We start from the raw sequence: 26,603 nt of genomic DNA, 5'->3' as shown, positions 1-26,603 counted from the left end.
GGTCAGGCCGAGTCGAGAATGGTGGCTTCCGAGAACCGGAGCGGAGCGTACTTAAAGTACGTGAGCACCGGAAGCGCAGGAAACCGCCATTCGCAGGCCGGCCTCACCTGAATATCGGCACACCCTAATGCAGCACGAACTCGCCATCGACTTTGCGCCATTCGTTCGGCGCGATCAGCTTCTGATGCGTGTAGACAACCGAATGCAGGGGGCCGTCGAGCCTGGTCTTCCAGAATTCGATGAACCGGATCAGCACCGGAAACTTCGGAGCGATGTCGTAGTCCTGCCAGATGTAGCTCTGCAGCAGATGCGGATGATCGGGAAAATGGTAAAGAATCTTGGCCGTGGTCAGGCCATATCCCCTTAGCATCAGGTCCATTTCGGAATGGTCGTGCATTGCAGTCCCCCTTGGACGGTCCCTTGGTTGAGTCTCCGTTCCTCCCAACGCTGGATTGTGCGCGCCGTTGCTTAACTGTCTATTGATTTTTCCTGATCAAGAACGGGTTTTCCGCGCGAAAACATGCAGTTAGCAGCGACATTGCCTGAGTGCTGACAGCCGGCGCAAGTCTGTCTGCGGCATCCCGCCGCGCAAACCCAATGTCTAATATTGCCGTAACGGAGGAACTGGTAATAATGCCGCCGAATTCGCGGCCGCGTCGCCGCGATCCCGCCGGCGTTTCAAGCCGGTGGATTGGTTCGGGAGGAAACTGAAGAATGTCCGAGGTTCATGTCCATCGCGTCCAGCCGGCGTGGAAGAAAAACGCACTGATCGACAATGACACCTACCTGAAATGGTATGACGACAGCGTTAAGAACCCGGACAAGTTCTGGGGCAAGCATGGCAAGCGCATCGACTGGTTCAAGCCCTTCAGCAAGGTCAAGAACACCTCGTTCGATGGCAAGGTCTCGATCAAGTGGTTCGAGGATGGCCTAACCAACGTCTCGTACAACTGCATCGACCGCCACCTGAAGAAGCGCGGCGACCAGACCGCCATCATCTGGGAAGGCGACAATCCCTACGACGACAAGAAGATCACCTACAACGAGCTTTACGAGCATGTCTGCCGGCTCGCCAACGTGATGAAGAAGCACGGCGTCAAGAAGGGCGACCGGGTCACCATCTACATGCCGATGATCCCGGAAGCGGCCTATGCGATGCTGGCCTGCACGCGCATCGGCGCCATCCACTCGATCGTCTTCGGCGGCTTTTCGCCCGACGCGCTGGCCGGCCGCATCGTCGACTGCGAATCGACTTTCGTCATCACCGCCGACGAAGGCCTGCGCGGCGGCAAGGCCATCCCGCTGAAGGAGAACACCGACAAGGCGATCGATATCGCCGCCAGGAATTTCGTCATGGTCAACAAGGTTGTCGTCGTGCGCCGCACCGGCGGCAAGGTCGGCTGGGCGCCGGGCCGCGACGTCTGGTACCACGACGAAGTCGCTTCGGTGAAAGCCGAATGCAAGCCGGAGGAGATGAAGGCCGAGGATCCCCTGTTCATCCTCTACACCTCGGGCTCGACCGGCAAGCCGAAAGGCGTGCTGCACACCACCGCCGGCTATCTTGTCTATGCTTCGATGACGCACCAATATGTCTTCGATTACCATGACGGCGACATCTACTGGTGCACCGCCGATGTCGGCTGGGTCACCGGCCACAGCTACATCGTCTATGGACCCTTGGCCAATGGCGCCACCACGCTGATGTTCGAGGGCGTGCCGAACTATCCGTCACAGTCGCGCTTCTGGGAAGTCATCGACAAGCACAAGGTCAACATCTTCTACACCGCGCCGACGGCATTGCGCGCGCTGATGGGCGCCGGCGATGCGCATGTCACCAGGACATCTCGCAAGTCGCTGCGCGTGCTGGGTTCGGTCGGCGAGCCGATCAATCCGGAAGCCTGGGAGTGGTATTTCAACGTCGTCGGCAACGGCAAGGTGCCGATCGTCGACACCTGGTGGCAGACCGAGACCGGCGGCATCCTGATCACCCCGCTGCCCGGCGCCACCGACCTCAAGGCAGGTTCGGCCACGCGGCCCTTCTTCGGCATCAAGCCGCAGCTGGTCGACGGCGAGGGCAAGGTGCTGGAGGGCGCGGCTGACGGCAATCTGTGCATCACCGATTCCTGGCCGGGCCAGATGCGCACCGTCTATGGCGACCACGACCGCTTCGTGCAGACCTATTTCTCGACCTACAAGGGCAAGTACTTCACCGGCGACGGCTGCCGCCGCGACGCCGACGGCTACTACTGGATCACCGGCCGCGTCGACGACGTCCTCAACGTCTCCGGCCACCGCATGGGCACGGCGGAAGTCGAATCCGCACTGGTCAGTCACGACAAGGTTTCGGAAGCGGCCGTCGTCGGCTACCCCCACGACATCAAGGGCCAGGGCATCTACTGCTATGTCACGCTGATGGYCGGCGAACAGCCTGGCGAGGAATTGCGCAAGGAGTTGATTGCCCATGTCCGCAAGGAGATCGGCGCCATCGCTTCGCCCGACAAGGTCCAGTTCGCGCCCGGCCTGCCCAAGACACGCTCGGGCAAGATCATGCGCCGCATCCTGCGCAAGATCGCCGAGGACGATTTTTCGGCCCTCGGCGACACCTCGACACTCGCCGATCCGGCCGTCGTCGAGGACCTGATCGCCAACCGGCAGAACAAGAAAAGCTGATGCAATCGACAGTCGCGGTGGGTTCGGTCATCGAGCTTTGGCGCTACCCGGCGAGTTCGCTCGCCGGCGAGCGCCTGGACGCGATTTCGGTGGATCAGGAAAGCATCGACGGCGACCGCATGTTCGGTCTCGTCGATGCCACCGACAACGAAATCGCGCGACCCGACCGCGATGCGAAATGGCACAAGGTACCGCGCATCAGGACCCGGTTGTCGCCAACCCGTGAACTGGAGGTTGCCATTCCCGACGGCGACTGGCTGGCGGCGCCAGGAGCCGAAAGCGATCGCGCCGTTTCCGCCTATCTCGGCTTCGCGGCCTCGATCCGGCCGTTTCGGAGGGAACACGCGGCGCCTGGCTATTCCGGACCGCTGACCGCCGAGCGTTACCGCAAGGCCCCGATCCACCTTTTGACCACGGCTTCGCTGGCACGGCTGAAGGCATTGCACCCCGAAGGCGTGCCCGATCCGCGACGCTTCCGCCCCAACATTGTCGTCGACATGGCGCCGGTCGAAGGATCGTTCCCGGAGACGGAATGGATCGGCCGCAAGCTGGCGATCGGCGATCTGCACTTGACCATCTCCGAGCCGTGCCGCCGCTGCGGCTTCACCATCATTGCCCAGGATGATTTCGACCACGACCCGGCCATCCTGCGCAATCTGGTCCGCCACAACGCGCACAATCTCGGCGTCTACTGCACGATCGATCGACCGGCCCGCGTCGAAATCGGCGCGGCGATGCGATTCGTCTGATCACCGGTAAAGATCCGCCCGCGTCGGCGGCAAGCCGCTCGATCCCCGCGCACGCTTGGTGACGACGGTCTGGAAAATCTGCGCCGAGGCGCGTTCGAAGGTGATCGAACAGCCCGTCAGGTAAAGCAGCCATAGGCGTGCCTTGGCTTCGCCGACCTCGGCGATCGCCTCATCGAACCGGTCGTGCAGACGTTCCGCCCAAAGCCTGCAGGTGCGGGCATAGTGTTCACGCAGGTTTTCGACGTCGTGGACGAGAAAACCATGCGCCTCGAGATTGCCGAGCGTCATGCCTATGGTGTCGACCTCGCCGCCGGGAAATATGTATTTGATCAACGCCTTGTATTCCGCGCCCTTGCGCAGCGTCTTTTTCGCGCTACCCTTGCCGCGTCGGGTGATGGCATGGTGCAGGTAGATGCCGCCTGGCTTGAGCAAGCGATGGATGGTCGAGAAATAGGTGCCGTGGTTGGCGAGGCCGACGGCCTCGAACATGCCGATCGACGAGATCTTGTCGTAGCTGCCGCTCAGTTCCGTATAGGATTTTATGTCGATGGTGATCCGATCATCGAGACCCTCGGCGCGGATGCGCTCGCGCGCCAGTCGGGTCTGCTCCTCCGACAACGAGACCCCATGGCCGATGGCGCCATAGTGCTTGGCGGCATGGATCAGCATCGCACCCCAGCCGCAGCCGATGTCGAGCAGCCGGTCGCCGGGCTTCAGCCTGAGTTTACGGCAGATATGGTCGAGCTTGTCTTGCTGCGCCTGGTCGATGCCGTTGGCGAAATCGGTGAAATAGGCGCAGGTGTAAACCATGCGTTCATCGAGGAAGAGCCCGTAGAACGCGTTCGAAATGTCGTAATGATGCTCGATCGCCTGCTTGTTCGAACCGCTGACGAAGGGGTTGCGGCCGGCAAGATCGGCCCGGCGCGTCATCTGCTTTCGCGAGAACAGGACGGCAGGCAGATCGCGCAGGATCGCCAGCTTCGGCAACGCCTTCAACCTCAGCTTGCCGTGTGAGGGCAAGGCGTAGAGATCGAACAGCGACCCGTCCTCCACGTCGATCGTCTTTGAAATCCACATCTCGAGCAGCGTCGAAAAATTTGGCCGGCGCGCCAGTTGCCAGACGATGTCCTGGTCGTTGATGGCCAGCACCGGACCGTCGGCGGGACCGATCCGCTCGCCGGTCCACAATCTGACGGCAAAGCCCGGCTTCAGCGTTTCAACAACCGTTCGAACGATCCGCGCGGCCTTGTCGGTGGCGTCCATGCTTCCTCCCCGAAGCCAGAGCGCCAATGTTGTCCGTTTGCCCCCGGACCGCAAGCCACCCCGTTTGGTCAGCCCATCTGGCCAGCCCGTCTGGCAAGCATGTCCGGAAAGACACACACCCGGCTTTTTGAGGGTGACGCCTTGCCATTTGCCAAATCAGACCCCATCATCTCTGTGTGTTCAACAAATCGAAAGGAGGTGATCCGATGTCGAGTGATTTCGTTTTCCAGAACGTGGCCTCAGCGGATTGCACTTTCGGGAAGCAGACTTCCCGTTAAGGCGCGAGATGCGCGGTAGGTGACCTCACGGGTCACCGCCATTGGCCGCGCCACGGACGGAAACACGGAAGGCCGCCGGCTTCGAAAGAAGCGGCGGCCTTTTCCTTTTGGACCAATAACCCGCGGAACTGTCCGCAAAGGCTCATTTGGTGACGGTGATCTTCTCGATGTTCTGGACGATGTCGTCGAACGCCTGCTTCAATTCCGCCCCTGTCGCTGCCTCGTAGTAGTGCTTCAGCGACGACGTGTCCGCTGTGGAGCAGTCCCGGAGCACGCTTTTTGCCTGGTCCCGTTCGGTCGCCGTCATGGTTGGATCGTTCAGATCGAAGCCGATCGTGAAGATCTCGATGCCGACGCGCTTCATGTCGTCGCAAATGCCTTCGGCATTGTCGCGCGACATCTGGCCGGCATTCTGTGAGTTTGGCGCACCGTGCTCGCCGGCGAAGGCTGTGTTGAACTGGCCGTCCGTCATCAGGATGGCGACCTTGGCGACTTTCCTCCTATCGAAATTGGCGGGACCCGCACCCAGCCCAGCATTGACGATGGTCGAGCGCCACGAGGGTGAAAGCATGTAATAGCCCCACTGCGCGGCGATGCCGCCGGCGGTCACGCCAGCCGCGCTGAAATCATCGATCGTGTCGAGCAGCTTGTCCTCGTCGGCCGACAGCGGGATGAGTTCCGGCGTCGGGCAGGTTCTCATGTGATCGTCCCGATTGATTTTGGCCAGGTACTCCTTGCCGTTGCTGTCCCACCGCGACGTGGAAGGTCCGTCGGACGAAGTGTCGGCATAGCCATCCTTGTCCTTGCGTTCGGTGGCACATTTGTCGGGCGCTGGTGTCACCGACACCGAAACCGGAGCATCCAAGGGTGGCGGCAGGTCCGGCCCACCCTTGTCCTCGACGAAGACACTGCCAGCAAGACCGCCCGTGTTCACAGCTTCGGCATAGGGAACAATCGCGACACGCACACGCGGATTTCTCGGATCGATGTTGTTGTCCAGCAGATCCTTGACAGCCCCGGAGGCGGCAATCTGCAGGTCGCCGATCTTGTTGGTCTTGGCCCAGATGTTCGGCCCCATCGACCCGGTCACATCGAGCATCATCGCCACTTCGATGGTCTTGTCCGAGTAGAGCGCCGTTGTGGAAGCGGCAACGCGCTTTGTGCCACCCATGTTGAACATCGGGAAATACAGGGCGACATCGACATGGGCGTCCGCCTGGACGGTCTTGGCGGTCCTGTTGACAACCAGCCTGTCGAGCACGATCTGATCGGCCTGCAGGATACCTGCCTGGCTGTTGGTATCGAGAAAGGCCTGCACCGATCTGTTGGCATCGGCTTCCCTGATGACGCCGGTCGTCAGGTCGCGCGCCGTCGACGTGACTGCGGCGTCGACCACGCCCTGCAGGCTCGATCTGGCATTGTAGAGCTGCGTTACGTTGACGGAAAAACCAACAGCCAGCGCCAAGACAGAAGCGGTAAGGCCGGACAGGACTGCGAAATTTCCACCGCGATGTCTGGCGAAGACGCCAGCCGCGTGAACAAGACCCCCGAAATTCCGCATCCTGCAGCCTCCACTCGCCTCGGCCTCGTCGCCGCGGGAAGGACAATGCAGGATTCCGGCCGGGTGACGCCGCTACGGGACAGAAGGCCAGCCGTTCGCCAACAACCTATTGTTTTTGTTAGGTTGAGAGCTGCGCAAAGGTGAATGACCGGTAAATAGAAAAATACTCTTCCGGCTTCGTTTACCAGCCGCTTACCATGATCGAGCCAAGGGATCACGCAATGCCCGATGACGTCCTGTTGCGGCACAGGGCTCCTGTGCCGAAGCGGACCAGCTGTTAGAAATCGCAGGGCGTCAAACTTGCCGGATCACATGCCCGGCTACCGGGAGATCAGGCCAGCATCTGCGCGCTGACCGTCCTGTCGATGGCATGATAGGGCGGATTGAACAAATTGCCTTCCTGTTCGTAGGTCCACACCTTGAACAGGCTGAGCCGATGCGGGCCGAAGCTGTGCAGCAGCGGCACGTCGGTAGCGTCGCGGCCGCGCGCGATGACGACGCGGCCGACCCTCGGCGTGTTGTGACGAGGATCGAATGCGTACCATTTGCCGTCGAGGAACGCTTCCATCCACGCCGAGAAATCCATCGGCGCCGGATCGGCCGGCACGCCGATGTCGCCGAGATAGCCGTTCACATAGCGCGCCGGAATGTTCATGCAGCGGCAGAGCGTTATAGCCAGATGAGCGAAGTCGCGGCAGACGCCGACGCGCTCGTCATGCGCCTGGGCCGCGGTGCGGGTCGAACGCGCGTAGCCGTAGCCGAATGATAGCCGGTTGTGGACATAGTCGACGATCGCTTGCACCCGCGCCCAACCCGAGGGGACATGGCCGAAAAGCTGCCACGCCAGGCCGCTGAGGTGATCGGTYTCGCARTAGCGGCTGCCGAGGAGATAGCCGAGCACCTCGTCGGGCAGTTCCGCCACCGGCACTTCCCTGGCCAGCGTGTTGACTTCGTCGGTCTCGCCGCTGTCCTCGACGACCGCGTCATAGAGGATGCGAAAACCGCCGGCGGGCGCGGTGAAGCGGCGGCAGCCATTGCCGTAGAGATCGTGGTAGAGCCTGGTCGACACCGCAGGCGACGTCAACACCCGCGTCTGCCGCTTTATGTCGGCCTGCCTGTCCTTGTGGATCTCGAGCAGCGAAATCACCGGGGTGGCCGCGGTGCACTCAATGGCGATTTCGTAGCCGAGCCGGATCAGCATCGCAGTCCCCCTTCGATCGTCGTGGAAAACAGTTTTGCTCAAACGCGAGAGGACGGACTGTGGTTCCCTGGGACTATCGAAAAGGTGGCCTCGTGCCTTCCCATACCGACGCCGCGACGTTAGGTTCGGCGACCGCCATAAGTGCTCCCCCAATTCAAGGAAAACCATGTTCGCAGGCAAGAAATTCGCGGCCTTCCTCTTCGATATGGATGGCACGCTGCTCAATTCGACCGCGGCCGCGGAACGCGTCTGGAGCAATTGGGCGATGGGGCACGGCCTCGACGTGGCGACTTTCCTGCCAACGATGCATGGCAGGCGCGCCATCGAGACCGTCCGCCGGCTGGCACTTCCCGGTATCGACCCACAGCACGAGGCGAACGAGATTACACGGGCCGAAATCGCCGATGTCGAAGGGGTCAATGCCATCGCCGGCGCCGCGGCATTCCTGGGTGCGCTGCCGCCGGATCGCTGGGCCATCGTAACATCTTCGCCGCTCGCGCTTGCGCTGGTGCGGATCGAAGCGGCGGGCATCCCGCGTCCGGCGACAATGGTCACGGCGGAAGACGTGGTTCACGGCAAGCCTGCTCCCGACTGCTTCCTGTTGGCCGCCGAACGGCTTGGCTTCGACGCCCACGACTGCGTGGTTTTCGAGGACGCAACGCCGGGCATCCAGGCGGGCGAGGCAGCCGGCGCCACGGTGGTGGTGATAACCGCGACGCATCAGCACAAGATGGAGACGCCGCACGAAACCATTTTTGACTACAGCAACCTGACGGCGGTCACCGACGCCCAGGGCCGGCTTGGTCTGGAGCAGATACGAAGCGCGGCGGCTTCCTAAAGCGCGTCGCGTTGAGACCGATTCAAGCGACGCGCTTTAGGCCTTCTTGTTGTGCATGTCGATATCGCAAAACCGAGGCCACTTTTGCGCGACATGCATTAGAAATCGCTGGTCAGGCCCTTGACCTCCCAGTCGCCGTAGCGGCCGGGTTCCTTGCCGCCACGGCCGCCGATTTCCTTCGGCGTCGCGGCTTCCTTCTCCAGATATTTCACGCGCCTTGCTTCGGCTTCCGCGAGCGCACGGCTGGCCTCCGGCGTCAGCGCCTTCGGCTGGAGGTCATGACCAAGGTCGGCATCGGTTTTACTGGTCTCGTCGTTCATGCGATATTTCCGGCGGATTGAAACAGGAACTGGCGTTTCCCATCATATAGCGATGACCTCGCAACGATCGACCCCTTTTCACCGCCACAGGAACAGGAGCAGACGATGAACACACTTCGCACCGCCATGCTGCTTGCCGCGATGACGGCGCTGTTCATGGGCGTTGGCTTTCTGATCGGCGGATCGGGCGGCATGATGATCGCGCTGGTCATTGCCGCCGGCACCAATCTGTTCAGCTACTGGAACGCCGACAAGATGGTGCTGTCGATGAACCGCGCCGTTGAAGTCGACGAAAAGAACGCGCCCGAATATTACGCCATCGTTCGGTCACTGGCCCAACAGGCAGGCCTGCCGATGCCGAAGACCTACCTGATCGAGAATCCGCAGCCGAACGCCTTCGCCACCGGTCGCAACCCGCAGAATGCGGCCGTCGCCGCCTCCACCGGCCTGCTGCAGAGGCTGAGCCATGAAGAAGTCGCCGCGGTGATGGCGCATGAACTCGCCCATGTGCAGCACCGCGACACGCTGACCATGACCATCGTCGCCACCTTTGCCGGCGCCATCTCGATGCTTGGCAATTTCGCCTTCTTCCTTGGCGGCAACCGCGACAACAATCCGTTCGGCTTTGTCGGCGTGCTGGCGGCGATGATCGTGGCGCCCTTTGCGGCGATGATCGTGCAGATGGCGGTCAGCCGCACCCGCGAATACGAGGCCGATCGGCGCGGTGCCGAAATCTGTGGACACCCGCTCTGGCTGGCGTCCGCCCTTGACAAGATCGCTCGCGGCGCCGAACGCATTCCAAACCCCGATGCCGAGCGCAATCCGGCAATGGCGCACCTCTTCATCATCAATCCTCTTTCCGGCGAGCGCATGGACAGTCTGTTTTCCACACACCCGAGCACCGAAAACCGCATCGCCGCCTTGCAGGCGATGGCGCGCCAGATGGAAGGCAGCGACACTCGAGTCGCACCACGCCAGGCCCCGGCCCCCCGGCAGCTGGACGAACAGCCGCCGTCAGGTCCATGGGGCCAGGCAGCGCGACCTGAACAGCCGGCGGAATCGGCCGAACCGAAGCCCAATCCATGGGGGCGCAACCCGACCGGGCCCAAAGGCCGGTGGTCGTGAGCGTGGCGGACAGAGGACCTCGACGCACAGTTTCAGGCGATCAGGAACACAAGGATGGCGGCGACTTCGTTGCCGGTCTCGCCGCCCGCAAGGCGGCGGCACGCCTGCTTGCCGCGGTTATCGACGCCAGGACGCCGCTCGACGGGCTCACCGACCACGAGAACGGCCATCCGCAGTACAGAGCGCTCGACCTGCGCGATCGCGGCCTGGTGCGTGCCATCCTGATCACCGCACTGCGCTATCGCATGACCATCACCGGGTTGCTGGCGCGCCGGCTGGAAAAGCCACTGCCGCCCAACGCCACCGCGCTGTCGCACATATTGCATGTGGCGGCGGCACAGATCCTGTTCCTCGACATTCCCGACAGCGCCGCCGTCGACCTGGCGGTGACCCACGCCAAGTCCGATCCRCGCACGGTGCGCTTTTCCGGCCTGGTCAACGGCGTGCTGCGCACGCTCGCCCGCGCCAAGGAAACGGAGTTACCTGCCGCCCTTGCCGCCACCGACGAAGCGCCCAAATGGTTCTCCGACCGGCTGAAGGCTTCCTACGGCAATGAAAAGGCCAGACAGATTCTCGCAGCGCATCGGCACGAAGCGCCGGTCGATTTCTCAGTCAAGGCCGATCCCGAACTGTGGGCCGAGCGGCTCGGCGGCATCGTCCTGCCGACCGGCACAATTCGGGTGGAAAAGCTTGCCGGGCCCGTCACCGAATTGCCCGGCTTTGCCGACGGCGCCTGGTGGGTCCAGGACGCCGCCGCCAGCCTGCCGGCGAGGCTGTTCGACGATGTCAGGGGACTTCGCGTTGCCGATCTCTGCGCCGCTCCCGGCGGCAAGACCGCGCAGCTCATTCTCGCCGGCGCCAAGGTCACCGCCGTCGACACGTCGAAGAACCGGTTGGTGCGGCTGACGCAAAATCTCGACCGCCTCGGCCTGTCCGCCGACATCGTCCAGGCCGACCTCACCAAATACGAGCCGAAGGAATTGTTCGACGCCGTGCTCCTCGACGCGCCCTGCTCGTCGACCGGCACGGTGCGGCGACATCCCGACGTGCCATGGACCAAGACGGCGGCCGATGTCGAAAAGCTCGCCGACCTGCAACGCAGGCTGCTCGCCCGCGCCGTGACGCTGGTAAAACCCGGCGGCAGGATCGTCTTTTCCAACTGTTCGCTCGACCCGCTCGAGGGCGAGGACCTCTATCGCGCCTTTCTGGCCGGCACGGCTGAAATAGCCGACGATCCGCTGCAGCAAGGCGAGATCGCCGGCATCGATCCATTCCTGACGCCGCAAGGCACATTGCGCACCACGCCCGCCGATCTGGACCTCGGCGCGCCGGAACGCTCGGGCCTCGACGGCTTCTTCGCTGCCCGCATGCGCAGAGCCGGCTAAATATTTAACCGCCGGGATTTACTGACTTTTTTAGGGAGAGTCGCGGGCGGGACCGGGTGAGCCGGAGCCGTCCGATGGAATTCGCCTTCGCACGAGTCGTGCAATCATGTAAACTTGCGCCGGGGTAGAAGACGATCAGGAGGGGTTTTGGCACTTGCTGCCAGCAACACGACGCGTCTGTGGACGCTTGTCGCGAAGGAGTTCTGGCGCAAGACGCGCCGGCGCTTGCGTGCCGGGCCGATCTATCGTTGGCGCTATTCCGGCCGCACGCCCGAACGTGTGCTGATCGCACCGCCGGACCTGCGTCTGGCCGACCCGCAGATCGCGCTCGAGATCTACTACGGCCGTTATCCCCTGTCGGGGCATCTGGTCGAGACCGGCGGCAAATCGCCCTTCCAGATCAACGTGCCCAACCATGGCTGGCAAAAGACGCTGCACGGTTTTCGCTGGCTGCGCCACATGCGCGCCGCCGGCACCGAACTGGCCGCCGCCAACGCCCGCGCGCTGGTCTCCGACTGGATCACCATCCATGGCAGCCATATTTCCGGCATCGCCTGGGAGCCCGGCACGACGGCCAAGCGCATCATCGCCTGGCTGCAGCATTCCTCTGTCGTGCTGCAGGGCGCCGAATTCCCCTTCTACCGCGCCTTCCTGAAGACGCTTGCCGTCCAGATCCGCTACCTCAGGTCGATGGCGCGCGAAATGCCGGATGGCAAGGACAGGCTGCGCGCCCGCATCGCGCTGGCCTTCGCCGCCCTGTCCTTGCCAGCGCCGGCATCGGCGCTGCGCGGCGCCACCCGCAACCTCGCCGCGGAGCTCGACCGCCAGATCCTTGCCGATGGCGGTCACATTTCACGCAATCCGATGGTCGTCCTGGAAATCCTCGCCGACCTTTTGCCGCTGCGCCAGACCTATGCCAACCAGGCCGAAACGCCGCCGCAGGCCCTCATCGGCGCCATCGACCGCATGCTGCCGGCGCTGCGCTTCTTCCGCCATCAGGACGGCAGCCTCGCCCGCTTCAACGGCATGGGCGCCACCATCCATGATCGCATCGCCACCATCCTGCGTCACGACGACACCGCTGGCTCGCCGCTGCTGCATGCCCCGCATTCCGGCTATGAGCGCCTGTCGATGGGCGGCGTCACCGTCATCGCCGACACCGGGCTGCCGCCGCCGGTCGACGTGTCCAATGCCGCGCACGCCGGCTGCCTCGCCTTCGAACTGTCGTCCGGTCGCCAGCACTACATCGTCAACGCCGGCATCGACACCTATGGCGTCGCCGAGTTCAGGCCGCTGGCGCGGGCCACCGCCGCGCACTCGACCGCCACCATCAACGATACCTCGTCGGCACGCTTCAGCCATTCGTTGCGTGTCAACGACCTGCTCGGCTCACCATTGATCGGCGGGCCGCAGCAGGTGCAGTGCAAGCGCACCGACCAGAAAGGAATTCAAGGCTTTATCGCCCGCCATGACGGCTATGTCCCGCGCTTCGGCTTCCTGCATGAGCGCGAGCTGAAACTGTCGCAGAACGGCAACGTGCTGGCCGGCAGGGACCGCTTTCTGCGGCCCGGCAATGCGGCGATCCGAAACAATGGCCGCGACTTCGTCACCATCCGCTTCCACGTCCATCCCGACGTCAACCTGCTGCAGGACGAGCACGATCGGCTGGTCCTGGCCGGCGATCAGGCCGACACCTGGGTGTTCACCTCCAGCGAAGTGGTGCCGGAGGTCGAGGAATCGATCTATTTCGCCGGCCTTGGCGGCCCGCGCCGCAGCCGCCAGATCGTGCTTGCCTTCAAGGCCTCGGACGTCGCCGAAGTCCACTGGCAGCTGACACGCACCAGCATCGCCGGTTACCCGGAAAACAACTGATCGTATCTACGAAGGCAGTGGGTAGTTTTTCAATTTGAACCAATGGAAAATCTTGCGAGAAGATGGATGCTGTTGGCTCGAAGCCGAATCGGCGTGGCCTATACAAGAAGCGAGCCGTTCAGGGGCGCGGAATGACTAGCAATATACGCAAGAGAGCAGCAGCAAATATAGTGATCACCATACTTGCCGGCATCGCGGCCTTCGCCATGTTTCTCGCGGTTTTGTTTGTCGCCTTGATCGTAGCAATTCCTTTCATGAACTCCTAAGCCGAAGTTCAAACTGAGACACTATCCGGCAGCGCTTCCAGTTTGATTTCCCGATGTCATGTGCTACGGCGCGGGCACCCACCACACCAGCCGTGAAAGGCCGCCGCCCATGGCCGTCGCCGCCAAGAACATTCCAGCACCTGACCTCGTTCCGGTGCGTCGCGCCCTGCTCTCCGTCTTCGACAAGACCGGGCTGATCGATTTCGCCAGGGCGCTGGCGGCTGCCGGCGTCGAACTGGTCTCGACCGGCGGCACGGCAAAGGCGATCGCCGAGGCTGGCCTGGCGGTGCGTGACGTCTCCGAGCTCACCGGCTTTCCCGAGATCATGGATGGCCGCGTCAAGACCTTGCATCCCAGCGTGCATGGCGCGCTGCTTGGTGTGCGCGACGACCCCGAGCACTCGGCTGCGATGCGCAAATACGGCATCGAGCCGATCGATCTCGTCGTCTCCAATCTCTATCCCTTCGAGGAAGTCCGCCGCTCCGGCGCCGACTATGCCGCGATTGTCGAGAACATCGACATTGGCGGCCCAGCGATGATCCGCGCCTCGGCCAAGAACCATGCCTATGTCGCTATCGTCACCGATCCTGGCGACTACGCCTCGGTGCTGAACGCACTGGAGATGAACATTGGCTCGCTGTCGCTGGATTTCCGCAAGAAGCTGGCGGCCAAGGCCTTTGCCCGCACCGCCACCTATGACGCGGCGATCTCCGGCTGGTTCGCCGAGGCGCTCGAGATCGAGCATCCGATGTGGCGCGCCTTCGGCGGCAGGCTGGTCGAGGTGATGCGCTACGGCGAGAATCCGCACCAGAGCGCCGGCTTCTACCTCAATGGCGACAAGCGGCCGGGCGTCGCCACGGCGCGCCAGCTGCAAGGCAAGCAACTCTCCTACAACAACATCAACGACACCGACGCCGCCTTCGAACTGGCCGGCGAATTCGATCCGAACCGCTCCGCCGCCGTCGCCATCATCAAGCACGCCAACCCGTGCGGCGTCGCCGAGGGCGCGTCGCTGAAGGCAGCCTATGCCAAGGCGCTCGCCTGCGATCCGGTCTCGGCCTTCGGCGGCATCGTCGCCATGAATCGCACCCTCGACGCCGAAGCCGCCGAGGAGATCGTGAAAACCTTCACCGAGGTGATCATCGCGCCCGACGCGACCCACGAGGCAGCCGCAATCGTCGCCGCGAAAAAGAACCTGCGCCTGCTGGTCACCGGCGGCCTGCCGGACCCGCGCACCCCAGGCACGACGGTCAAATCCGTCGCCGGTGGCATCCTCGTCCAGGGCAGGGACAATGCCGTGGTCGACGACCTCGAGCTGAAAGTGGTGACCAAGCGCGCACCGACAGCGGCCGAAATGGCCGACCTGAAATTCGCCTTCCGCATCGCCAAGCACGTCAAGTCCAACGCCATCGTCTACGCCAGGGACGGCGCCACCGTCGGCATCGGCGCCGGCCAGATGAGCCGGGTCGATTCCTCGCGCATTGCCGCGCGCAAGGCGCTCGACGCGGCCGAGGCGGCGGGCCTTGCCGAACCGCTGACCAAGGGCTCGGTTGTCGCCYCCGACGCGTTCTTCCCCTTCGCCGACGGATTGCTGTCGGCGATCGAAGCCGGCGCCACCGCCGTCATCCAGCCCGGCGGCTCGATGCGCGACGACGACGTCATCGCCGCCGCCGACGCGCACGGCATCGCCATGGTGTTTACCGGCGTGAGACACTTCCGGCACTAGCTGCCGGCAGAGAGATGCTTGAGAATTCGCTCCGCTGAGTCGGATGGCGTGGTTTTCGAGAACCGGAGCGGAGCGGACATTCAAGTCCGTGAGCACCGGAAGCGCAGAAAACCGCGCCAGCCGGCCGGCGGAGTAGAATTATCGAACGTCTCTCATTCCACCGGCTGGTCCGCCGGATAGGGCGTCCTGATCAGGATCGCCATGCCGATGCCCAGGAACAGGATGATCACCGCCATGCCGAGCCGCGCCGAGCCGCTGACGGCGGTGATGGTTGCCACCAGGAACGGCGCCAAGAAGCTGGTTGCCCGCCCGGCCAGCGCATAGATCCCGAAATAGCGGCCGGATTCCGCCGCCGTGACGCTACGCGCCATGTAGGAGCGCGACGATGCCTGCACCGGCCCGAAGGCTAGGCCGATCAACAGGCCGTACAGGATGTAGGCCTTTTCGGCCGCAGTGCCGAACAGGCCGCCCGAATCGGCTGTCGAGAGCTGTATCAGGCCGAGCAGCGTGAAACCCGGACCGGTCGAGACGACGCCGACGGTGGCGATGGACAGCATGACCAGCGCAATCATCACCACTACCTTGGAGCCGAGCGCGGTGTCGAGGCGCGCCGCGACCCAGCAGCCCAGGATGGCGACGACATTGAGGATGATGCCGAACATGCCGATCTCGGTGATCGACCAGTGGAACATCGCCGCCGCGAAGGTGCCGCCCAGCGCCAGCAGCGCGTTGACGCCGTCCTGGTAGATCATGCGGGCGACGAGGAAGCGGAAGATACTGCCACGCTGGCGCACCTCGGCCAGCGTTGATTTCAACTCCGACAGGCCTTCGCGCACCGCCGGCCCGATCGGGATGCCCTTGATGGCGTCCGGCGTGAAGAAGAACATCGGCAGGATGAACAGGAAGTACCAGCCGGCCGACAGCGGCCCGGTGGCGCGCGCGTCCTCGCCGAGTTTCGGGTCGAGGCCGAACAGCGGGTCGAGGCCGATGATCGTCTTGCCGGTCTCGGGCGAGCCGGCCATGCAGGTGACGACGAAGATCAGCGCGATCATGCCGCCGAGATAGCCGAGGCCCCAGGCGATGTTGGAGATGCGGCCGATTTCGCTTTTCGGCACCAGCCGCGGCATCATCGAATCGTTGAACACGGTCGAGAATTCCGCCGCCACCGAGGCCAGCGAGAACAGCGCCACGATGAGGAACAGATTGGATCCGGGGGCCGCGAACCACAGCAGGCAAAGACTGGTGATCTTGATCGCGGCGAAGAACGCGATCCATGGCTTTCGCGGTCCGRTCTGGTCGGCGATCGAGCCGAGGATTGGCGACAGCACGGCGATGACCAGCCCGGCCGCGGCAATGCCATAGCCCCAGACCGCCTGGCCGGTATTGGGATCGCTCGCCATGCGCGAAACGAAATAGGGGCCGAAGATGAAGGTGGTGACGACGGTGAAGAACGGCTGCGCCGCCCAGTCGAAGAACATCCATCCCCAGATGCCGCGCCCGGACGCACGCTGCACGGTTACCTCGGTCATGTCCCCTCCTCAGCGTCTGCTCCACGCGTCGCGCGCCATGTCTGCATGTTTTTTCGTGATGGTGCAAACGAACAAGCATGGCGCCGCCCCTCATTGCCCTGCCGGGCATTTCTCCCCGTATAGTGACGGGAGAAAGACGCGGTCATCGACGTTTCGCCAACGGTCAGCGTTGTAGTAAGGCGCCGACGATCGCGACAGGCTCCCTTCTCCCCGTCACAATACGGGGAGAAGGTGGCGGCAGCCGGATGAGGGGCAGCACCAGCCTTGTAAAGCGAATGGGTTCACATCCCCGTCAGATCGCTCATCAGCCCCGACGCGACCGACAGCCGCGACACGGTGATGTCGCCGCCTTCGGTGAGCGCCTGAAGCCGCTCGCGGATGCGCGCCACCCGCTCGCCGCCGGCTTCCAGCCAGGCCGCCACCGGATCCGCGGCCTTGGCATGACCGGTGAGTGCCGCCACCGCAATGCCGCGCCGCGCCGCCCCGATCGTGTCGGTGGCGCGCGACAGCGCCAGCTGATCGTAGTAGTCGGGGGGTGTGATCGAACGCGCCGCGTCCTCGACGCGCGGGATACGGAAGGCATCGCTGACCGCGAAGAACGCCTTGGCCGCGGCAACGATGTCGGCGCCGGCCGTGCGCGCCGTCAGCGCGATGTCGGGGATGAGCTCCGCCACCTCGTTCAGCGCCAATTGCCCGGCCAGCTTTTCCGGCGCACCGCTCTTGAACAGCCCGTGCCGCTTCTCCTCGATACGCTCGCGCGAGAAGGCCGGCAGCAGCGAAACGAGCTTGGGTTCCAGTGCCTTGCGCGCTTCCATGAGTTCGCCAATGCGCTGACCAAGTGGTGCGGTGCCGGCGTCGTTCTTGAGATACCAGCCGCTGGTCACGTAGATCAGCCGGCTGACCGCCTGGTAGAGATCGAGCTGCACCTGGCCGTCGACGAGATTGTCAAGCGCGTCGATCTCGCGATAGAGCGCCGGCAAGGCAAAACCGTCGCGCACCACAGCAAAGGTGCGTACCACGTCGGCCGCGGTGCGGCCGGTCGCTTCCTGCAGCCGGTTGACGAAGGACGGGCCGCCGCGATTGACCAGGTCGTTGGCGACGACCCGGGCAATGATCTCGCGGCGCAGCCTGTGGTCGTTGATCTCGGCTGCGTATTTCTTCGCCATCCGGTCCGGGAAATAGCCCATCAGGTCGCGATCGAAATGCACGTCGTCCGGCACGTCGCTGGCGACGATATCGGAAAACAGCACGATCTTGGCATAGGCCAGCAACACGCCGAGCTCGGCCCTGGTCAGCGGCTCGCCGCGTGCTTCGCGCTCGGTGAGCGCCGCCGGCGACGGCAGCGTCTCGACGGCGCGGTCGAGCAGGCCGCGTCCCTCCAGCGCCGTCATGAAGCGGCTTTGATGCGCGATGTCAGCGAGGCCGCGCTTGCGGGCGATCGAAAGCGCCAGTGTCTGCTCGTAATTGTTGGACAGTACCAGTCCGCCAACCTCCCCGGTCATTTCGGCCAGCAGCTTGTTGCGCGCAGGGCGCGTCAACGATCCCTTGCGCATGGCCGAAGCCAGCGCAATCTTGATGTTGACCTCGACGTCGGAGCAGTTGACGCCGCCCGAATTGTCGATGGCGTCCGAGTTGCAGCGGCCGCCATTCATGCCGAACTCGATGCGGGCCCGCTGCGTCACGCCTAGATTGGCGCCCTCGCCGATCACCTTGGCGCGCACGTCGAGCGCGGTGATGCGGACGGCATCATTGGCGCGGTCGCCGACCTCGGCGTTGGTTTCGCCGGATGCCCTCAAATACGTGCCGATGCCGCCGAACCAGAGCAGATCGACCGGCGCCTTTAGGATGGCGCCCATGATCTCGACCGGCGTGGCGGTCGTCTTGGCCAGACCGATCGCCGCCGCCGCCGCCGCCGGCAAGGTGATCGACTTCTGGTTGCGCGACACGATGATGCCGCCTTCCGACAGTTTGGTCTTGTCGTAGTCCTGCCAGCTCGAACGCGGCAGGGCGAACATGCGCTCGCGCTCGGCCATCGAAGCCGCCATGTCGGGATCGGGATCGATGAAGATGTCGCGATGGTCGAAGGCGGCGATCAGCCTGGTCTTCGGCGACAAAAGCATGCCGTTGCCGAACACGTCACCCGACATGTCGCCGACACCGACGACGGTGAAGGGCGAGGTCTGGATGTCGCGGTTCATCTCGCGGAAATGCCGCTTGACCGCCTCCCAGGCGCCTTTGGCGGTGATGCCCATCTTCTTGTGGTCGTAGCCGGCCGAACCGCCGCTGGCGAACGCGTCGTCGAGCCAGAAGCCATGCTTCTCGCTGATGGCGTTCGCCGTGTCGGAGAAGGTCGCCGTGCCCTTGTCGGCGGCAACGACGAAATATGGATCGTCCGGGTCGCGGCGCACGACGCCGGCCGGCGGGATGACGCCGTCGAGGCCGATATTGTCGGTGATCGACAGCAGGCTGGAGACGAAGTTCTTGTAGGCCGATGTGCCGGCCTCGAAGATCGCATCGCGGCTGCCGCCCGCCGGCAGGCGCTTGGGGAAAAAGCCGCCCTTGGCGCCAACCGGCACGATGACAGCGTTCTTGACCTGCTGCGCCTTGACCAGGCCGAGAACCTCGGTGCGGTAGTCCTGGGCGCGGTCTGACCAGCGCAGGCCGCCACGCGCCACCGGGCCGAAGCGCAGATGCAGCCCCTCGACCTCGGAACCGTAGACGAAGATCTCTCGCCACGGCCGCGGCGCCGGCAAGCCGTCGACCGCATGCGAATCGAGTTTGATCGCCAGCGACTGGCCTTTCTCTTTCGTATCGGCAACGAAATGATTGGTGCGCAGCGAGGCTTCGATCAGATTGAGGTAGCGGCGGATGATGGTGTCGTCGTCGATGTTCGGCACATCTTCCAGCGCATCCTTGATCTTGGCCTTGAGGTGCTTTGCCGCCACCACGCCTTCTGTCTCGGCCGTCGGGCCAAGCCGGGCGATGAACAGGGCGTGCAGGCCGCGCGCGATATCGGGATAGCGGTTGAGCGCGGCGGCGATGAAGTCCTGGCTTTGCGGAATGCCGACCTGCTGCAGATAGCGGCCATAGGCGCGCAGGATGGTGATCTCGCCCGACCACAGGCCTGCGGTCTGGGCAAGGCCGTTATAGCCGTCATTGTCGACGTCGCCGCGCCAGACGGACAGGAATGCGTCTTCGAACAGCGCGCCGCCATCGGCAAGGTCGATCGGCTTGCCGTAGCTGTTCTCCAGCTCCATGTCGTGGATGAAGACCATGCCGGACTGGTCGTCGCCGACCTCGAAGGTGCGCTCGCTGATGACCCGGAAGCCGATGTTTTCCAGCACCGGCACGCGCCGTGACAACGCCACCGGGCTGCCGTGGTGATAGATCTTCAGCGACGCCTGATGCGGCTTCTGCTCGGCATTGCGATAATAGTCGATGGCGATCGGATTGCTGGCGCTGATCTTGGCGATGCGCCCCGCATCGGCCAGCGCCACCGCTGCGCTGAACGTATCGCGGTAGCTTTCCGGCAGCCGTGCGGCGATGCTCTTCAAAGCCTGGTTGCCGCCATTCGCGTCGGCCGCATCGGAAAGGGCATCCTCCCAGGTGCGCACGATGTCACGGATCGCCGCCTCGATCGCCGCTTGCTCGACCTTCGGCGTCTTGCCGCCGGAGCGGCCGATGATGAAATGGACGCGCGCCAGCCCGCCTTCGGGGAAGGCCGGGTAATGGGCCGACAGCCGGCCTTCGAAGACGGTCTTGAGATAGCTGCCGATCTTCTCGCGCACGACGCTGTCGTAGCGGTCGCGCGGCACGAAGACGAGGATCGAGACGAAGCGATCGAACTGGTCGACACGCACCAGCGCCCGGACCCGCGGCCGCTCGACCAAGCCGAGAATGGCTGCGGCGTGCTTCCTCAGGATCGGCACCGGCACCTGGAACAACTCGTCGCGCGGATAGCTCTCCAGCACATTGATCAGCGCCTTGCCGGAGTGATCGTGCCGATCGAAACCGGACTTGGCGATGATCGTTTCGGCCTTCGACCGCAGATACGGGATCTTCATCACGGAGCGCGTGTAGGCGGTCGAGGTGAACAGGCCGACGATGCGCAATTCGCCCGCCAGCGTGCCCTTGGACGTGTAGGTCTTGACGCCGATGTAATCGAGATAGATGCGGCGGTGCACCGAAGACTTGGCATTGGCCTTGGTGACGATCAGCGGCTCCGGCCCATGCAGGAAGGCGCGGATTTCCGGCGTTGTCGTCACAGCTTCCGTGCCGCGCCTCAGCACCAGCACATCCGGATCGGACAGGATACCGAGACCGGGCTTGTCGGCGCGCTCCAGCGTGCCGCTTTCCTCGCCGCCGGTGTATTTGAACTCGCGCATGCCGAGGAAGGTGAAATTGTCGTCGCGCAGCCACTCCAGGAAGGCGATCGCCTCGGCAACGCTCTTCTTGTCGAGCGGCACCGCCGAATAGCGGAACTCCGAGATCGCCTGGTCGAGGCGGGCCAGCATCGGCCGCCAGTCGTGGACAGCAGCGTGCACCTGGCCGAGCATCTTGCGCAGCCGCTCGGTCAATCCGGCCGCCTGCTCGGCGGTCAGCCGCGGGATATGGACATGGATGACGCTCAGCCGGTCGTGGCTGCCGTCGTCCTTGGCGAAATTGCCGTCGCCGAGGATTTCTTCCACACCGCCTTTGCCGCGGCGAACGGTGATGACCGGGTGGGTGACCAAGGTCGGTTCACCGGCGCTTTCGGTGATCTCGCCGAGGATGGAATCGAACAGGAACGGCATGTTGTCGTTGACGACCGTGATCACCGTCACTGGGCGGCCCTGGCTGACGACGCCTGAATCGGCATCGACGGCGACGACGCACTCACTCTTCTTGTGGCCGGCGACCGCCTGGCCGGCAAGATCGGCGGCGCGTTCGAGGTCGGCCGCCTCATAGGCGGCGATGTCTTCGGCCGGCGCGCGGGCGAGCAGGTAGTCGGCAAGCCTGGCTGGTCTTTCCYCCGTCCTTGCTGCTGCGGTGGCCTTTTTCTTCGACTTCGCTGCGGATTTCACGCTGGCCATGATGCCATTCCTCCCGTCGCATGCTTTTGTGACTATGGTAGCAGATGAGCGCTGTTTGGCGACAAAGGTTTGACGGCTTGCCAAGATTTATCGGAATTCGGCGACAGGACATCGCCCAACGAGGAGAAGCCACCCCATGACCGGCAAAATCACCGCGCTTGACCTTGCTTCGGGAGAGTTGAGCGATGCGACAAAAACCTATTTCGCCAAATGCGAGGAGAAGCTCGGCCTCGTTCCCAACGTGCTGCGCGCCTACGCCTTCGACGACAAGAAGCTGCGTGCCTTCACCGACATGTACAACGACCTGATGCTGGGCGAGTCCGGCCTGTCGAAACTGGAACGCGAGATGATCGCGGTCGCCGTCTCCTCGATCAACCATTGCTATTATTGCCTGACCGCGCATGGCGCGGCGGTGCGCCAGCTCTCCGGCGACCCGACGCTCGGCGAGATGATGGTGATGAACTTCCGCGCCGCCGAGCTATCGCCGAGGCAGACCGCAATGCTCGAATTCGCCGTCAAGCTGACCGAAGAGCCGGCTAAGATCGTCGAGGCTGATCGAGCCGGACTGCGCAAGGCCGGCTTCACCGATCGCGACATCTGGGACATCGCCTCGACCGCTTCGTTCTTCAACATGTCGAACCGCGTGGCGGCGGCAATCGACATGCGGCCGAACGACGAATACCACGCGATGGCGAGGTGAGCTGCTGGAGCCAGCCGCGCCCTACATTAGCCCTTTCGCATTCTCGTTGCATGTTCGCCGCTTTGGTCCGATGATTGCCAGGCGGCGTGACCGCATGCCGGTTCGATGCCGCTGATCAAGGGAGGAGAACATGGCGAAGTTTCTCTACGTCTATCACGGCTCGGGCAAGATGCCGACCGAGGAGGCCGAACGGCAGGCGGCAATGGACGCCTGGACGCACTGGTACGGCAAGCTCGGCTCGGCCGTGGTCGACGGCGGCAATCCGGTCGGCATGTCGAAGATGGTGCTGCCCGGCGGCAAGGTCGAGAACAATGGCGGCAGCAATCCAACCGCCGGCTATACGATCGTTGAAGCAAAAGACATCGACGATGCCGTCGGCAAGGCCAAGGATTGTCCTATCCTTATGGACCCGGCTTTCAGCGTCGAGATCGCGCCGATCATTGAAGTGATGTGACGCGGCGTTTTAAGCGTGATCCTCCTAACCGAGGGTCTGCGAAGCAGAAAACGTTCCCGCTTTTCGCTGACGCCGTCCTTCGGTTCGGATGCATGCCCTATCACCGCGCCGCGATCGCCGCGGCGGCACCGGCCATCGTCGTGGCGCTGACGCGGTTGGCGATCTTCATGGCGCGCTTGCTTTTCAACAGCTTGCGCGCCTGCGAGGCGGCGAGCACCCAGGCGAGATTGATGACGATGAGGACCACCGCCATGGTCGCCGTCAATTCGACCCAGCCGAGGATGCTCACCGACGCGAGGTCGATGATCGTCGGCAGCAGCGCCAGGTAGAACATCATGATCTTCGGATTGCCGAGCGTCACCGCCATGCCGGCGAAGAACAGTTTTGCGGGCGAATCCTCGCGCGGCATCTCGCCCTCTTTGGCGTCAACCGGCGCGGTCCACATCTTGAAGGCGAGATAAGCGAGATAGGCGACGCCGATCCATTTCACGACGACGAAGGCGAAGTGAAAACTCTGCGCCACGACAGCCAGTCCGAACACCGCCAGCGACAGCCAGATGCCCTCGCCAATCCACATGGCGAGCAGGAACGGGAACACGTCACGATACCCTTTCGAGATGACCCGCGCGACGAGCGCCGCGATCGACGGGCCCGGCGAACCGGCGGCAACGAACAAGGCGGCGGCGAAGATCAGCAGCGAAGTGAGGTGCATGGTCAGGATCTCTGCTTGAGGTTCGATCCGCCACACTAACCCGACAGCTGTAACGCTGGCAAAGGCAAGATAATCGCTGGAGCTTCTCCCTTCTCCTCCATCCCTTACGGGGAGAAGGTGCCGGCAATGAAGGGTAGCACCAACGTGAGATAATCAGGTGCCTTGCACCTCTGGCATCTCGCAGCTAGAAGGGCCGCCGCGAAACAATTTCGAGCGTCACTTTGCCTCAGTAACCGCCGGTCTCGTCAACTCCCCCGACACACTGCATGGCGCCGCATTCGCGGTGCCTGTTTTCAATTCATGTGTTCCTCTGGGCGGCGGTTCGAGACCGGTTTGGCACTGCTGAACCGCTGTCGCGCGCTTTCCGCCCGTGACACCTGATTTCCGATCGCCACAGCCTGCCGCCACGCCGCGCCCGCATGGGCATCTCGACATTGCCGACCTGATGAACTTCCCGACGGGAAGGGCTTATCGGCATGTCTGCACTCCTGCGTATCCGCTGGGCGATCGCGCCCAAGACCGCACCTCGACCACTCATCAACTGCAATCGCTGCGGCACCGTCAAGGCCTATCGCTGCAGCGAAAAATTCCGCGTCAACGCCAACGGCAAGCGCATCGACGTCTGGCTGATCTACCGTTGCATCGACTGCGACAATTCCTGGAATTTCGGCATATTGGAGCGCTGCAGCCGCCGCGATATCGAACCGGCGCGGCTCGCGGCGCTCGAAAGCAATGATCCGTCACTCGCCCGGCGCCATGCTTTCGATGTCGTCGCGCTGCGGAGCCGTGTGGGACGCGTTGAAGAATTTGCCGACGTCGTCGTCCGCAAACAAGTGCTCGGCTCCCCTCAAGAGGCCGCAACCATGTTGGAACTCCTGCTCGGGCTCGAAATGCCGACATCGCTGCGGCTTGACCGGCTGCTCGCGAGCGAACTCGGCCTCCCGCGATCGCGGCTTCAGGCGTTGGAAGAAAGGCGATTGCTGGTCGTGGACCCTGACGGCGCCAAAGCCCTGCGCAAGCCGGCCCGCGCGGGGACCACGATCCGCATCGACCTCGCCGGCCAACCCGATCGTCAGGCCATCATCTCGGCCGCCGGCGGGTGAATGAACAGAGGGGCGAAGCACTTGTGCACTCCGCCCCTCTCAGCTGTGAGAAAAAGAAAATAAGGTTATGCGGCGCCGACTGCCTTGGCTGACTTCTCGAAGCGCTTGCGCTCGTTCGGATCGAGATAGAGCTTGCGCAGGCGGATAGTCTTCGGCGTCACCTCGACCAGCTCGTCGTCCTGGATCCAGGCCAGCGCGCGTTCCAGCGTCATGCGGATCGGCGGGGTGAGCTTGACCGCCTCGTCCTTGCCGGCGGCGCGGATGTTGGTCAGCTTCTTGCCCTTCAGCACGTTCACTTCGAGGTCGTTGTCGCGGCTATGGATGCCGATGATCATGCCCTGATAGACCTTGACGCCGGGATCGATGACCATCGGGCCGCGATCTTCCAGGTTCCACATGGCATAGGCCACCGCCTCGCCCTGCTCGTTGGAGATCAGCACGCCATTGGTGCGGCCCGGCAATTCGCCCTTATAGGGCTCGTAGGCGTGGAACAGCCGGTTCATCACGGCGGTGCCGCGCGTGTCGGTCAGCAGTTCCGACTGATAGCCGATCAGGCCACGCGTCGGCGCGTGGAAGACGATGCGCTGGCGGTTGCCGCCGGACGGGCGCAGCTCGACCATCTCGGCCTTGCGCTCCGACATCTTCTGCACGACGATGCCGGCATGCTCCTCGTCGACGTCGATGACGACTTCCTCGACCGGCTCCAGCAATTCGCCGCTTTCGCCCTTCTGCATGACGACGCGCGGACGCGATACGGCGATCTCGAAGCCTTCGCGGCGCATCGTCTCGATCAGCACGGCCAGCTGCAATTCGCCACGGCCGGAGACGAAGAACGAATCCTTGTCCGGCGATTCCTCGATCTTCAGCGCGACATTGCCTTCGGCCTCGCGCAGCAGGCGGTCACGGATGACGCGGCTGGTCACCTTGTCGCCTTCGGTGCCGGCAAGCGGGCTGTCGTTGACGAGGAAGGACATGGTCACGGTCGGCGGATCGATCGGCTGCGCATGCAGGGGTTCGGTCACGGACGGGTCGCAGAACGTATCGGCGACGGTGCCCTTCGACAGGCCGGCGATGGCGACGATATCACCCGCCTGGGCCTCTTCGATCGGCTGGCGCTCGAGGCCGCGGAAGGCGAGGATCTTGGAAATACGGCCGGTCTCGACCAGCGTGCCGTCATGGTGCAGCACCTTGACCGGCTGGTTGGACTTCAGCGTGCCGCTCTCGATGCGGCCGGTGATGATGCGGCCAAGGAAAGGATTGGCTTCCAGGATGGTGCCGATCATGCGGAATGGGCCGGGATGAACGGTCGGCGTCGGCACATGCTTGATGACGAGATCGAACAGCGGCGCCAGGCCCTGGTCCTTGGGGCCTTCCGGATTTTCCGAAACCCAGCCATCGCGGCCTGAACCGTAGAGGATCGGGAAATCGAGCTGCTCGTCGGTGGCGTCGAGCGCCGCGAACAGGTCGAACACCTCGTTGACCACCTCGACATGGCGGGCGTCCGGACGGTCGATCTTGTTGATGACGACGATCGGCTTCAGGCCGACCTTGAGCGCCTTGCCGACGACGAATTTGGTCTGCGGCATCGGCCCTTCGGCGGCGTCGACCAGCACGATGGCCGAATCCACCATCGACAGGATGCGCTCGACCTCTCCGCCAAAGTCGGCGTGGCCAGGGGTGTCGACGATGTTGATGCGGGTGTCCTTCCAGTCGACCGAGGTCGCCTTGGCCAGGATGGTGATACCGCGTTCCTTTTCGAGGTCGTTGGAATCCATGGCG

Annotated in this window: 19 protein-coding genes; 10 read left to right on the top strand and 9 right to left on the bottom strand. The window is 63.6% G+C overall.

Annotated elements, in window-relative coordinates; genetic code table 11:
- Positions 1 to 124: 124 nt before the first annotated feature.
- Positions 125 to 397, bottom strand: coding sequence for an usg protein (locus tag ACXJ7R_RS03230; protein WP_457150557.1), 273 nt, complete (start codon positions 395 to 397; stop codon positions 125 to 127).
- Between the two features lie 317 nt (positions 398 to 714).
- On the opposite strand from ACXJ7R_RS03230, the gene acs reads away from it, so the two are divergent.
- Positions 715 to 2,670, top strand: coding sequence for an acetate--CoA ligase (acs, locus tag ACXJ7R_RS03225; protein ID WP_457150556.1), 1,956 nt, complete (start codon positions 715 to 717; stop codon positions 2,668 to 2,670).
- Entirely contained in the window at positions 2,670 to 3,419 is a 750-nt protein-coding gene (locus ACXJ7R_RS03220; RefSeq protein WP_457150555.1) for an MOSC domain-containing protein, read from the top strand. Before acs ends, ACXJ7R_RS03220 begins: the two co-directional genes overlap by 1 nt.
- On the opposite strand, the gene ACXJ7R_RS03215 is transcribed toward ACXJ7R_RS03220, so the two are convergent.
- The 3 genes from ACXJ7R_RS03215 to ACXJ7R_RS03205 all read right to left on the bottom strand — a co-directional run bounded on the left by ACXJ7R_RS03215 (position 3,420) and on the right by ACXJ7R_RS03205 (position 7,722).
- Positions 3,420 to 4,682, bottom strand: a complete 1,263-nt coding sequence (locus tag ACXJ7R_RS03215) for a class I SAM-dependent methyltransferase (RefSeq protein ID WP_457150554.1) — start codon at positions 4,680 to 4,682, stop codon at positions 3,420 to 3,422.
- 420 nt (positions 4,683 to 5,102) lie between these two features.
- Positions 5,103 to 6,521 carry a pilus assembly protein TadG-related protein gene (locus ACXJ7R_RS03210; protein WP_457150553.1) on the bottom strand — a complete coding sequence of 473 codons (1,419 nt, stop codon included), beginning with the start codon at positions 6,519 to 6,521 and terminating at the stop codon, positions 5,103 to 5,105.
- A 331-nt stretch (positions 6,522 to 6,852) separates the two neighbouring features.
- Positions 6,853 to 7,722 (bottom strand): transglutaminase-like domain-containing protein, encoded by an 870-nt coding sequence (locus ACXJ7R_RS03205; protein ID WP_457150552.1) that lies wholly within the window; start codon positions 7,720 to 7,722, stop codon positions 6,853 to 6,855.
- A gap of 166 nt (positions 7,723 to 7,888) precedes the next feature.
- Here ACXJ7R_RS03205 and ACXJ7R_RS03200 point away from each other — a divergent pair, with 166 nt between their 5' ends.
- The gene (locus tag ACXJ7R_RS03200) at positions 7,889 to 8,560 is read left to right on the top strand and encodes an HAD-IA family hydrolase (protein WP_457150551.1); all 672 of its coding nucleotides are present in this window, start codon (positions 7,889 to 7,891) and stop codon (positions 8,558 to 8,560) included.
- Between the two features lie 98 nt (positions 8,561 to 8,658).
- On the opposite strand, the gene ACXJ7R_RS03195 is transcribed toward ACXJ7R_RS03200, so the two are convergent.
- Positions 8,659 to 8,880, bottom strand: coding sequence for a DUF1674 domain-containing protein (locus tag ACXJ7R_RS03195; protein WP_457150550.1), 222 nt, complete (start codon positions 8,878 to 8,880; stop codon positions 8,659 to 8,661).
- 105 nt (positions 8,881 to 8,985) lie between these two features.
- Between ACXJ7R_RS03195 and htpX the strand changes: the two genes are divergently transcribed.
- From htpX to purH, 4 genes are all read left to right on the top strand, one after another.
- Complete coding sequence (gene htpX / locus ACXJ7R_RS03190; RefSeq protein ID WP_457150549.1) at positions 8,986 to 10,005, top strand: zinc metalloprotease HtpX; 1,020 nt, start codon at positions 8,986 to 8,988, stop codon at positions 10,003 to 10,005.
- Complete coding sequence (locus tag ACXJ7R_RS03185; protein ID WP_457150558.1) at positions 9,996 to 11,390, top strand: RsmB/NOP family class I SAM-dependent RNA methyltransferase; 1,395 nt, start codon at positions 9,996 to 9,998, stop codon at positions 11,388 to 11,390. Before htpX ends, ACXJ7R_RS03185 begins: the two co-directional genes overlap by 10 nt.
- Before the next feature lie 147 nt (positions 11,391 to 11,537).
- Entirely contained in the window at positions 11,538 to 13,262 is a 1,725-nt protein-coding gene (locus ACXJ7R_RS03180; protein ID WP_095084153.1) for a heparinase II/III family protein, read from the top strand.
- Positions 13,263 to 13,637: 375 nt separating this feature from the next.
- Positions 13,638 to 15,254 (top strand): bifunctional phosphoribosylaminoimidazolecarboxamide formyltransferase/IMP cyclohydrolase, encoded by a 1,617-nt coding sequence (gene purH, locus ACXJ7R_RS03175; RefSeq protein WP_457150548.1) that lies wholly within the window; start codon positions 13,638 to 13,640, stop codon positions 15,252 to 15,254.
- 152 nt (positions 15,255 to 15,406) lie between these two features.
- Here the strand turns inward: purH and ACXJ7R_RS03170 are convergent, their stop codons facing one another.
- Both ACXJ7R_RS03170 and ACXJ7R_RS03165 read right to left on the bottom strand, forming a co-directional pair.
- On the bottom strand, positions 15,407 to 16,783 hold the full coding sequence (locus tag ACXJ7R_RS03170; protein ID WP_457150547.1) for an MFS transporter: 1,377 nt from the start codon (positions 16,781 to 16,783) through the stop codon (positions 15,407 to 15,409).
- A gap of 281 nt (positions 16,784 to 17,064) precedes the next feature.
- Positions 17,065 to 21,855 (bottom strand): NAD-glutamate dehydrogenase, encoded by a 4,791-nt coding sequence (locus tag ACXJ7R_RS03165; RefSeq protein ID WP_457150546.1) that lies wholly within the window; start codon positions 21,853 to 21,855, stop codon positions 17,065 to 17,067.
- Positions 21,856 to 21,991: 136 nt separating this feature from the next.
- On the opposite strand from ACXJ7R_RS03165, the gene ACXJ7R_RS03160 reads away from it, so the two are divergent.
- Positions 21,992 to 22,555: a peroxidase-related enzyme gene (locus ACXJ7R_RS03160; protein WP_457150545.1), complete on the top strand. Its 564-nt coding sequence runs from the start codon at positions 21,992 to 21,994 to the stop codon at positions 22,553 to 22,555.
- 130 nt (positions 22,556 to 22,685) lie between these two features.
- On the top strand, positions 22,686 to 23,009 hold the full coding sequence (locus tag ACXJ7R_RS03155; RefSeq protein ID WP_095084148.1) for a YciI family protein: 324 nt from the start codon (positions 22,686 to 22,688) through the stop codon (positions 23,007 to 23,009).
- Between the two features lie 100 nt (positions 23,010 to 23,109).
- Here the strand turns inward: ACXJ7R_RS03155 and ACXJ7R_RS03150 are convergent, their stop codons facing one another.
- Positions 23,110 to 23,721 (bottom strand): LysE family translocator, encoded by a 612-nt coding sequence (locus ACXJ7R_RS03150; protein WP_457150544.1) that lies wholly within the window; start codon positions 23,719 to 23,721, stop codon positions 23,110 to 23,112.
- Positions 23,722 to 24,197: 476 nt separating this feature from the next.
- Between ACXJ7R_RS03150 and ACXJ7R_RS03145 the strand changes: the two genes are divergently transcribed.
- A complete protein-coding gene (locus tag ACXJ7R_RS03145; protein ID WP_457150543.1) occupies positions 24,198 to 24,824 on the top strand; it encodes a DUF1062 domain-containing protein in 627 nt (208 codons plus the stop codon).
- A 65-nt stretch (positions 24,825 to 24,889) separates the two neighbouring features.
- Here ACXJ7R_RS03145 and typA read toward each other — a convergent pair.
- A partial coding sequence (typA, locus tag ACXJ7R_RS03140; protein ID WP_457150542.1) for a translational GTPase TypA occupies positions 24,890 to 26,603 on the bottom strand: 1,714 nt, incomplete at its 5' end.

It is taken from the genome of Mesorhizobium sp. P5_C1, assembly GCF_054049815.1.
The sequence above is the reverse complement of the archived record's forward strand: the minus strand, read 5'-3'. Positions and strand labels throughout refer to the sequence as shown.

Excerpts from the sequence above, each read along its gene's own strand:
- ACXJ7R_RS03230 (WP_457150557.1), bottom strand. The coding sequence starts at position 397 with ATGCACGACCATTCCGAAATGGACCTGATGCTAAGGGGATATGGCCTG.
- ACXJ7R_RS03220 (WP_457150555.1), top strand. The coding sequence starts at position 2,670 with ATGCAATCGACAGTCGCGGTGGGTTCGGTCATCGAGCTTTGGCGCTAC.
- ACXJ7R_RS03215 (WP_457150554.1), bottom strand. The coding sequence starts at position 4,682 with ATGGACGCCACCGACAAGGCCGCGCGGATCGTTCGAACGGTTGTTGAA.
- ACXJ7R_RS03210 (WP_457150553.1), bottom strand. The coding sequence starts at position 6,521 with ATGCGGAATTTCGGGGGTCTTGTTCACGCGGCTGGCGTCTTCGCCAGA.
- ACXJ7R_RS03200 (WP_457150551.1), top strand. The coding sequence starts at position 7,889 with ATGTTCGCAGGCAAGAAATTCGCGGCCTTCCTCTTCGATATGGATGGC.
- ACXJ7R_RS03195 (WP_457150550.1), bottom strand. The coding sequence starts at position 8,880 with ATGAACGACGAGACCAGTAAAACCGATGCCGACCTTGGTCATGACCTC.
- htpX (WP_457150549.1), top strand. The coding sequence starts at position 8,986 with ATGAACACACTTCGCACCGCCATGCTGCTTGCCGCGATGACGGCGCTG.
- ACXJ7R_RS03160 (WP_457150545.1), top strand. The coding sequence starts at position 21,992 with ATGACCGGCAAAATCACCGCGCTTGACCTTGCTTCGGGAGAGTTGAGC.
- ACXJ7R_RS03155 (WP_095084148.1), top strand. The coding sequence starts at position 22,686 with ATGGCGAAGTTTCTCTACGTCTATCACGGCTCGGGCAAGATGCCGACC.
- ACXJ7R_RS03150 (WP_457150544.1), bottom strand. The coding sequence starts at position 23,721 with ATGCACCTCACTTCGCTGCTGATCTTCGCCGCCGCCTTGTTCGTTGCC.
- ACXJ7R_RS03145 (WP_457150543.1), top strand. The coding sequence starts at position 24,198 with ATGTCTGCACTCCTGCGTATCCGCTGGGCGATCGCGCCCAAGACCGCA.